Raw genomic sequence first — 9,643 nt, forward strand, 5'->3', positions numbered from 1 at the left:
ACTTTTCTTTTTATCAGGTGGCGGCCTCCTGTTTCCACCAGGTTATGATAAATCCTGCCGCTACCAACATCAGCAATAAGATGGAGGAAACGGCGGAGATCTTTCTTCCCAGGAAGAAGGTGGCCGGTTCAAACCGGAAAACAATGTCATGTTTACCTGCCGGTACCACCAGTCCGCGCAGGGCATAGTTCACCCGGAGTATAGGCGTTTCTTTCCCGTCAATAAAGGCTTTCCAGCCGGCAGGGTAGTAAATGTCCGAGAATACGCCCAGTCCTTTGCCCGTATTTACCGCGGTATATGTCAGTTCGTTGAGGCCGTACTTGCTGAGTGTAATATGCGCATTGCTATCAGCCACAGGTGTAAAAGCGCCGGCCGTTTGCTGAAAGCGCCGGTCAATGATCACGGTATCGGCGGGGTTGAAGTGATCCAGCGCCTTCATTTCAGCATTGGCGTTGGGCGCCCATTGAATGGCTTTTACAAACCAGGCGTTCCCCAGCGCGCCGGGGTTGCGTTGCGCCACTGGCTGCCCGCTCTGCTGGTCCGGTACAATAAAGTAGCGGGTATTCAGCATATTGAACACGGCCATATTGTTTTTGGTGAGCTGGTGTTCGATCAGGTCTTCATAGATCCACAATTTAGCAGGACTTTGCCCGCCTACCGATTTATGGAAGTAGCTGGTATTGGCATCCAGGAAAGGATTGGTGGTAGCGTTGAGCACGCGGTAGTAAGGATCTTTGTCCCGCAATATCATTTCATCAGCCGGGGAAGGGGCGATGTAATTTTCCAGGTTGGATGCTTCCATGAAGCTGTCTTCATTCAAATAATTTTTATCTACCTGGAACAGGTCGAACAATACCGCGAAAGCAATGATCCCTATGGTGTATCCCGGTTTTAATTTTTCTTTCAGGAAGAACCAGAGCGCAGCGAAGGCAATTAAAATAAATACGAGTGCGCGGATGCCATCTGCCCGCAAAATGCTGCTGCGGTCCTGTTTGAGGGCATTCAGCAACCTGGCGGCGGGTATTTCCCCGCCCAGCATTTGTGTGTAGCGGGCCAGGAAGTTACCATCACCCGGACCATTGAACGTATACAGCATGCTGCCGCCAATGGCCAGCAGCAGTACCAGGCCGCCGGTTACATACAGCGCCATGCGGAGGTGCTGTTGCAGCCAGGCTTTTGTCTGCTTACCATATAATAACTCCTGTAAGGACCAGCAGGCAAGGATCACCATAGTTACCTGCGGTATCACCAGGGCCATGGTAGGCGCCCGGAATTTGTTGTATAGGGGAAGATGATAGAAGAGGAAGTTATTCACCCCGGGAAAATTTGATCCCCAGCTAAGCATTATGCCAATGAGCGTGGCGGCCACCAGCCACCATTTATGCCAGCTGTTCACAATGAACAGTCCCAACACAAACAGGAAACAAATAATAGCGCCTATGTAAACGGGGCCGCCGGTAAAAGGCTGCCCGCCCCAGTATAATTGCCAGGAAGGGCGCTCCACAGCTTCGGCTGCTTTAACAGGCGGTACGCCTATATCGGTGAGGGTTTGGTACACATGTGAGCTGGTGGACAGCTTTTCGCCGGAAGCTCCACCCACCAGGTGGGGCAGCAGCATCGTGAATGTTTCTCCCTTGCCATAGCTCCACTGGAAGGCATAAGCAATATCGAGGCCACCGGATTTTTTTTCCGGTTTGCCCGGTTGGCTGGTGGTTAACTCCGACTGGCTCCCGCGAATAGTATAGGGAGTATACTCCTTCATGAGCAGCAGGTTTTCCATGGCGGGTAACATGGCCAGGATACCCGCCAGTACCAATATCACAGAAGCCTTAAAAAAAGCCGGCAGCTGTTTTTCCCGGAAGGCCTGTATGCCTGCCGCCACCGCCAGGCATATGGCCATGATGCCGGTATAGTAGGTAATTTGCGGGTGGTTGTTATAGATCTGCAATGCTGCAGCCAGGGCGGTTAAACATCCGCCGGCCAGGTACTGCTTACGGTAGGCGAGGATAATACCACCCAGTATGGGCGCTATATAAGCCATGCACATCACCTTGGTAATATGCCCCGCATCAATACTGGTAATGGTGAACGTAGCAAAACCATAGGCAATAGCGCCGGTTATTCTTATCCAGTATTTGAAATCGAGTATACAAAGCAATACATACATACCCATCATCAGCACAAAAAACATATCCACGGGGTTGGGAAGGTATAAAGCAAACACCCGGTTCAGAACACCGATCTTATTTACAGAAGGCCCGGTAAAAATAACATAGGTAGGCATACCACCAAACATGCTGTTGGTCCACAGGGGAATATCGCCGGTAACAGCATAGTAATCGCCCGCTTCTTTTTGCATGCCTTTATAGTGAACCATGTCCGATTGCAACAGCTGTTTACCCTCCAGTACAGGGCTGCAAAATACAAATGCCAGGGCCACAAACAGCAGCAATGCACCAAGATGTGGAATTAAAGCTTTAATTCGTCTGGACTTCATAATTGTCTGGTTTTCATAAATATTGCAAAGGATGATTGATGTAAGTGGATAAGCTTACTTGAAGTTTTACTTTAAGTAATTATTGTTGTTGGGACAACAGCTCCAAAGTATGGGAAAGCATGGCATCGCCGCTGCCGTGCCATGCATCATGACCGGGAATTACATAGGCCGGGTGAGGAAATTTTTCTTTCATCCGTGCTATGCTGGCCGGCCATTCTTTCACATTGCCGTCCGCGGTGTAACCGATGTTTTTTGCCTGGCTGCTTTTAATAAAGCATCCGCCATACAAAACCTTAGTGGCAGGAAGCCAGGCCACAATGTTATCTTTCGTATGTCCTTCACCGGGATACCATGTAGTGATCTGCTGCCCGCCCACCGTAAAAGTGGTATCGTTGGTAAAAGTATACTGCGCCTGTTTTTCCCCGGTGCGCTTGCACATATCCAGTGTGGCAACGCTGCTGTAGGTTTTTACGCCCAGCTTTTTGAACAGGTCGAGGCCCGCGGTTCTGTCGGCGTGAAAATGGGTAACAATACAATACGTTATTTTCCGGTGGTGCTTTTTCATAATGGTATCCACCAGCTGTTGGGTTTGATCCTCGCTCCAGGGAGTGTCCATTACCACCACGCCATTCTTTGTTACGATGTATATGCCGTTGGTAGGGTACACCACGTTGTTGAACTGGCCGTAAGACGTATATACATACACGATACCGGTGAGCTGCGCGGTACTGATCCTGAAAGTGCGTCCGTTCTGTGCAGTTGCGCCTCCGGCTGTCAGCAGGAGGCAGATGAAAGCAAAAATTGTTCTTCTCATAAAAAACCGATGAGCCGCAAAACTACCAATTATCTTCTTTAAAAGATTATCCTGCCCCGGCGGCACGGGATGCCATCGCCTGGCTGAACGACCCGGCGTTTTTTTTATTCCCGGGCAATCATCTCTCCAAACAAACCTCCTGAAAAAGAATCAGACCGACCTGGAAAACATCCTGCTAAGTTTACCCTGACCCACGGGAGGCGTCTATAGAAGAAATTGTAAACAACTTTTACAACTCGGTGATAATCATTTGTCAGCACCTGCGCCTGGATGCAACTAAATACATAAATACGACCCGGCAGCCACCCGTGTAAACGAGGTGATCGTGTCTTACCCGGCGGGATATGCCATCACGTTATACCGTATCGCCAACCGGCTCACCCGGCTGGATGTGCCGGTGTGAATACAATGTAACCATCTATGCACGCAGCACCATCAGGGCTGCAACATAGTGATCGGGCAAGGCAATATCATTGGCGGCAGCATTTTTACCACGAAGAGCGTTCCCCGTATTCACAGGTGTTCAATACCCACCAGGTGAGGATTACCACCAAAACCGGCGTATAACGGTTCCCCACAAATAGCCGGGGCTTTCGCAGAAATATTTATATCTTAAGCCGGAAGAAGACCGCCGCCTGTGGCGGATAAAGACCTACCGACATGCGAATGAACGTTTTGCCTGCGGGCATTGTATTTACCATGCTATCCTTTTCCCCGGGGCTAAAGGCCCAGGACACCCTGCAACAACTGCCGGAGGTGGTGGTGCAGTCTTATTACTCGAAAGCCTCGCTGCAGCGTGTACCCACCGCCGTGAGTATCCTCTCGCCCGCCGATATGCAGCTTCAGCAGGGCGGCTCCCTGCTGCCGGCCATTAACACGGTGCCGGGTATACGAATGGAGGAAAGGTCGCCCGGCAGTTATCGTTTATCCATCCGGGGTAGTTTGCTCCGTTCTCCTTTTGGCATCCGGAATATTAAAATTTATGCAGATGATATCCCGCTTACCGATGCCGGAGGTAATACTTATCTCAACCTGATAGACGCGGACGCTGTGAGTCGCGCCGAAATCCTGAAAGGACCGGATGGCAGTCTTTTTGGCGCCAACTCAGGCGGCGTGGTACGGCTCGATCTTTTCCCCCCGGCGGCAGACACGCCCCGTTTGCAGCTGAACCTGCAGGGAGGCAGCTACGGCCTGTTCCATGGCAGCGTGGCCTGGCAGCAACAGTTCAACAACTACCAGGTACAAGTGTTCCAGGGCTACCAGCGGGCAGATGGCTACCGGGAAAATACCGCCATGAAACGATCGTATACCCAAACCGCCCAGCGCTGGGAATACAAACCCGGTTACGCACTGAAGCTGCTGGCGTTTTATTCTGACCTGTCGTACCTCACCCCGGGAGGACTCACCCTGGCGCAAAGCGAAGCCAATCCCCGTGCGGCCAGGCCGGGCACGCCCGCCACTCCCGGCGCCGTGGAGCAAAAGGCCGGCATCTATAACCGTACCTTCCAGGGAGGATTGATCCACGAAGCGCAGTTCACCCCACGCCTGCAACATGTATTGTCGGTATTCGGAGCCACTACCCATTTCGAAAACCCGTTTATCACCAACTACGAGGCCCGGGACGAAAACACCGCCGGCTTCCGCACCTACCTGCAGTGGACCAACGATCCGCAACGTTCCTCCATTTTCCAGTGGAAATGGCTGAACGGGGCAGAGTGGCAGCAAACCACCACCGATGTCATTAATTATGGTAACAAACAGGGCAAACGCGATACGGTAATTGCTGCGGATAAACTGAAAGCCAGCCAGTACTTTTTCTTTACCCGCTTCCAGGCCAATATAAATGCCTTTACATTGGAGGCTGCCGCCAGTTTAAATTACTATGGCTACAGCTACAACAGCAACGGCCACACGAAAATAAATTTCACTCCCCAGCTGATGCCGCGCTTCTCGCTCTCGTACCTGTTTACGCCACAGGTAACAGGCCGGCTTACAGTAAGCCGGGGCTATTCCCCGCCGGCTACGGCGGAAGTTCGTGCATCCGATAACGTGATCAATACCGCCCTGCAGCCGGAAACCGGCTGGAACTATGAAGCGGGCGTAAGGGCGGGCACCCGTAACCACCGGGCCATGCTGGATGCCGCGTTCTTTTATTATAAAATGCAAAACGCCATTGTACTCCGGCAGCACAACAGCGGCGAGGAATATTTCATCAACGCCGGCGGCGTGCAGCAAAAAGGCATAGAGCTGCAGGGCATGTGGTGGCTGATGAAACCGGCCCGCCACGGCGTATTACGCGGTATTAAATGGCAGGAAGGATATACGCTGAGCGATTTCCGGTTCAGCCACTACCAAAGCGCCGATGGGAAAGACTATTCCCGGAACGCACTCACCGGTGTGCCGCAACATGTACTGGTAAGCAGTTTATTATGGCAGTTCCCCGCAGCGGTATCCTTATATACACAACATACTTATACCAGCAGCATCCCACTGAACGACGCCAACACCGCTTTTGCCGGCGGCTATCATTTGTTGCAGGCCAATGTGAGCTGGAAACTGCCGCTGCGTTCCCGTTGCAACATCCGCATACGGGCAGGCGCCGATAACCTGCTGAACGTAAACTACAGCCTGGGCAACGATCTCAATGCATTTGGCGGACGTTACTACAACCCGGCGCCTGGACGGAATTATTTCGGGGGAATCAGCATGCAGCTATAGTCATCAAACAAATCAGTATCATCAGCGTAATCAGTGAGTCAGACAAAATCCCGCTGCATTTTTTTATGCAGTTGGGGAACATATTGGCCGTATTGGGCAGCTACATCCTCACGCTGTATTACTCACATAATAGCCGCCCCGGCCAAAAATCCGTATCAAAGCGGGGCCTGACATTAACATCTCCCTGTTTAACAAAAGCGGCATAGAATTGTAATAAGTGGGTAAGCATTTACAAGAAGATGAATTCTACCAACGGAAAATCGGATAAGCCGGTCATAACCGCAAAAATTGATGGCTTTTTTCTCCAGTTCTATTACATCGCCGTCTTCATTGCCCGTTTTTTCAGGGAAGCCTTCCGGCCCCCGATCGAATGGGGAGAGTTTGTGCGTCAGTGTTACCAGGTGGGGTATAAGTCGCTGGCCCTTGTTACGGTAACGGGGTTTATTACCGGCGTGGTATTCACAGAGCAATCGCGTCCCACCTTATCGGAGTTCGGGGTTACGGCCTGGCTGCCGTCGCTGGTAGCTATTGCAGTAGTGCGCGCGCTGGCGCCGCTCATTGCCGCGCTGATCTGCGCCGGTAAAGTAGGGTCCAGCATCGGCGCAGAACTGGGATCCATGAAAGTAACAGAACAGATCGACGCCATGGAGGTATCTGCCATTAACCCTTTCCGTTACCTGGTGGTGACCCGCGTTATCGCCATGACGGTTTGCCTGCCGCTGCTCATGTTTTACAACGCCCTCATTGGCTGCCTGGGTTCTTACTTTGATGTACACGCCCATGAACAAACCAGCCTGGTATCATTTTTTGATAACGCCTTTGCGCAGATCACCTTCCTGGATTATACCACGGCGCTTACCAAAGCTATCCTGTATGGCTTTACCATTGGCATTGTAAGCTGCTACCAGGGCTTTAATGCCAGCCAGGGTACCACGGGTGTGGGTAAAGCAGCGAATGTATCGGTAATTGTATCCATGTTCCTCATCTTTATAGAAGAAGTAATTATTGTTCACGTGTTTAATTCCATCCGCTAGTCATGAAAACAAATGGTCACCAGATAGATATGAATGAAACCGTGATCAGTATCCGGAACCTCTATAAATCTTTCGGGGAGAAGCATGTTTTACGGGGGATCGACCTCGATCTGCATAAAGGAGAGAACGTAGTAGTACTGGGCCGCTCCGGTACAGGTAAATCGGTGCTGATAAAAATTATTATAGGACTGCTGATGCCGGATGCCGGTACGGTAAATGTACTGGGGGAAGAGGTAGAGCAGCTCAAAGACGCTGCCCTGCGCGCCCTGCGCCTCAAAGTAGGTTTCTCCTTTCAAAGCAGCGCGCTGTATGATAGTATGACGGTAGGAGAAAATCTCGCATTCCCCCTGAAACGCAACAACCGGGAAATGACAAAAGAACAGATCCGTAAAACCATCGATATTGTACTGGATGCTATCGGCTTGCCGGAAACCATTAACCAGATGCCCTCCGAATTATCAGGCGGCCAGAAGAAAAGAATAGGCATAGGCCGTACCCTCATCCTGCGGCCGGAAATTATGCTGTACGATGAGCCCACGGCCGGTTTAGACCCCATTACCAGTATGGAACTGAATAAACTGATCGTGGCCGTACAGGAAAGGTTCAATACCAGCTCTATTATTATTACGCACGATCTTACCTGCGCCAAAGAGGTAGGCGACCGGGTAGCTGTAATGGATGAAGGAAAATTTATACGGCAGGGAAGTTTTGAAGAAGTATTTAATGAGAAGGACGGACTTATTAAAAGTTTTTACGACTATAATTTTATACAGTAAGTTATGGAAGCAGGAAAAAAACGCGCCGTTATTGTAGGCATCTTTGTATTTGTAGGACTCGCCATTTTTGTAACCGCAGTAATGATGCTGGGCAAGCAACAGAAACTATTCAGCAAGTCCATCCAGGTGAAGGCCTATTTTAAAGATGTGAACGGCTTATCAGTAGGCCGGAATATCCTGTATTCCGGGGTAAAGATAGGTACTGTGAAGAAGATCAGTTTTGTGAGGACCAACCAGATCCTGGTGGTCATGAATATAGATGAAGCCTCGCAGGAGTTCATTCATAAAGATGTGGAAGCCCGAATCAGTTCCGAAGGATTGATGGGAAACAAGATCGTAATGCTTTCCGGCGGTACCCCCAATATGCCGGTAATTGAAGACGGCGATCAGCTCCACGTGGTAAGCGGCCTGAGTACCGAAGAGATCATGAGCACCCTCCAGGTAAACAATAAAAGCCTGGTGGAAATCACCAATAACCTGAAAGTGATCACCAAAGGCATTGTAGATGGAAAAGGCACATTAGGCAAATTACTCACAGACGATACCGTTTACAAAAACCTGAATACCACCATGGCCGGCCTGAATGACGCCGTAGTGAACACCCGTCGTCTTACCGGGGCTTTATCCTTATATGCAGCCAAACTGCAAACAAAAGGGGTATTGTCCAACGACCTGGTAACAGACACGGTAGTATTTGCACAACTTCGTACAGCCGTTGCCGAAATGAACAGTGCGGCCTTCAATGCCAACAAAACAGTGGAAGACCTGCGCTTTGCCAGCCAGGGCGTACGCGCCAATCTTGATGACCCCGAAGCGCCGGTAGGCATGCTCCTGAAAGATACCCTGCTGGCAGACGCCTTTAAGGAAACCATTTACAACCTGGAAAGCAGCACACAGAAACTGGATACCAATATGCTGGCGCTGAGAAACAACTTCCTGTTCCGCGGCTATTTCCGCAAACAGGCCAAACGGGAAAGAAAAGCCCAGAAAGAAAAAGAAAAGGCCGAACGCCAGGCGCAGAAATAGTGACAATAGTGTTGTTACCGCCATGTAAACGCCCCGCCCGGCAACAGTAATAAATCAATGACCGTTTTCGGAGAAAGCAGTTATAGGGGTAAGATCCACTTTTCGGAACTCCACTTCAGCGCCTTCTGCCTGCAGTGCGATTTGTCCTTTACCGGCAGTGGCATTGGTACCGTAGTTGACCAGGTCGCCGTTTTCCCATACTTTAATGGCGTTGCCCACGCATTCAATGATCATGGTATTCCATTGCTTCAGCGGCTTCTCGGAATTATCAGTAAGATTAATGATGCGGCGCTTTTTGCCATCTACAGCACCCCATTCGCTTTTGGGACCTCTTCGCTTTTCCATATCTGGTACGGTAATATCTTCCCCTATGCACCAGAAGTCGCCGGCATCGTTATGCTGCAGCTGTACTTCAATGGATTGCGGGAACATATCATACAATACCCGCGGGGTAGAAGCGAATACCAGTACGCCGCAGTTACCGGGTTTGGCAGGGAAGCGATATTGTACTTCCAGGCGGAAGTTTTCATAACCTGCATCAGTAATAATATGCCCTTGTGGATTGGCCAGGCTCACGAAAACGCCGTTCCTTATAATGAACGGGCTTTTCACTTTGGGGTCTTTATCCATAGCGGGAACGTCAGCATGCCAGCCGCTGAGGTCTTTAAAGTTGAACAGGCTGCGCGTTTGTGCGTGTACGTTGGCCATACAACCCAGCAGTGCGGCAATGGTGAAGGCGGAGAAAAGGTATTTTTTCATAAAGGAATTTATCAGGCGC

General features: G+C 50.5%; 8 protein-coding genes. 5 read left to right on the forward strand and 3 right to left on the reverse strand.

Translation table 11 applies throughout. The annotated features are described in order from the left end of the window. Positions 1 to 13 precede the first annotated feature (13 nt). Together VN105_RS04290 and bla are read right to left on the reverse strand one after the other, a co-directional pair. Entirely contained in the window at positions 14 to 2,497 is a 2,484-nt protein-coding gene (locus VN105_RS04290) for a YfhO family protein (RefSeq protein WP_325638272.1), read from the reverse strand. 79 nt (positions 2,498 to 2,576) lie between these two features. After that, positions 2,577 to 3,311, reverse strand: coding sequence for a BlaB/IND/MUS family subclass B1 metallo-beta-lactamase (gene bla, locus VN105_RS04295; RefSeq protein WP_325638274.1), 735 nt, complete (start codon positions 3,309 to 3,311; stop codon positions 2,577 to 2,579). Positions 3,312 to 3,731: 420 nt separating this feature from the next. On the opposite strand from bla, the gene VN105_RS04300 reads away from it, so the two are divergent. The 5 genes from VN105_RS04300 (at position 3,732) to VN105_RS04320 (ending at position 8,865) form a co-directional block, all read left to right on the forward strand. Then, positions 3,732 to 3,878, forward strand: a complete 147-nt coding sequence (locus VN105_RS04300; RefSeq protein ID WP_325638275.1) for a hypothetical protein — start codon at positions 3,732 to 3,734, stop codon at positions 3,876 to 3,878. 93 nt (positions 3,879 to 3,971) lie between these two features. Next, complete coding sequence (locus VN105_RS04305) at positions 3,972 to 6,029, forward strand: TonB-dependent receptor (RefSeq protein WP_325638276.1); 2,058 nt, start codon at positions 3,972 to 3,974, stop codon at positions 6,027 to 6,029. Positions 6,030 to 6,268: 239 nt separating this feature from the next. Then, a complete protein-coding gene (locus tag VN105_RS04310) occupies positions 6,269 to 7,063 on the forward strand; it encodes an ABC transporter permease (protein WP_325638278.1) in 795 nt (264 codons plus the stop codon). Positions 7,064 to 7,065: 2 nt separating this feature from the next. Next, entirely contained in the window at positions 7,066 to 7,839 is a 774-nt protein-coding gene (locus tag VN105_RS04315; RefSeq protein ID WP_325638280.1) for an ABC transporter ATP-binding protein, read from the forward strand. 3 nt (positions 7,840 to 7,842) lie between these two features. After that, positions 7,843 to 8,865, forward strand: a complete 1,023-nt coding sequence (locus VN105_RS04320) for an MlaD family protein (RefSeq protein WP_325638282.1) — start codon at positions 7,843 to 7,845, stop codon at positions 8,863 to 8,865. Between the two features lie 54 nt (positions 8,866 to 8,919). Here the strand turns inward: VN105_RS04320 and VN105_RS04325 are convergent. Further along, the coding region (locus tag VN105_RS04325) for a DUF1080 domain-containing protein (protein ID WP_325638284.1) at positions 8,920 to 9,643 on the reverse strand (724 nt) is incomplete at its 5' end.

It is taken from the genome of Chitinophaga sp., assembly GCF_035564935.1.
GTDB lineage: Bacteria > Bacteroidota > Bacteroidia > Chitinophagales > Chitinophagaceae > Chitinophaga.

Coding starts and splice junctions, on each gene's coding strand:
- VN105_RS04290 (WP_325638272.1), bottom strand. CDS start 2,497: ATGAAGTCCAGACGAATTAAAGCTTTAATTCCACATCTTGGTGCATTG.
- bla (WP_325638274.1), bottom strand. CDS start 3,311: ATGAGAAGAACAATTTTTGCTTTCATCTGCCTCCTGCTGACAGCCGGA.
- VN105_RS04300 (WP_325638275.1), top strand. CDS start 3,732: ATGCACGCAGCACCATCAGGGCTGCAACATAGTGATCGGGCAAGGCAA.
- VN105_RS04305 (WP_325638276.1), top strand. CDS start 3,972: ATGCGAATGAACGTTTTGCCTGCGGGCATTGTATTTACCATGCTATCC.
- VN105_RS04310 (WP_325638278.1), top strand. CDS start 6,269: ATGAATTCTACCAACGGAAAATCGGATAAGCCGGTCATAACCGCAAAA.
- VN105_RS04315 (WP_325638280.1), top strand. CDS start 7,066: ATGAAAACAAATGGTCACCAGATAGATATGAATGAAACCGTGATCAGT.
- VN105_RS04320 (WP_325638282.1), top strand. CDS start 7,843: ATGGAAGCAGGAAAAAAACGCGCCGTTATTGTAGGCATCTTTGTATTT.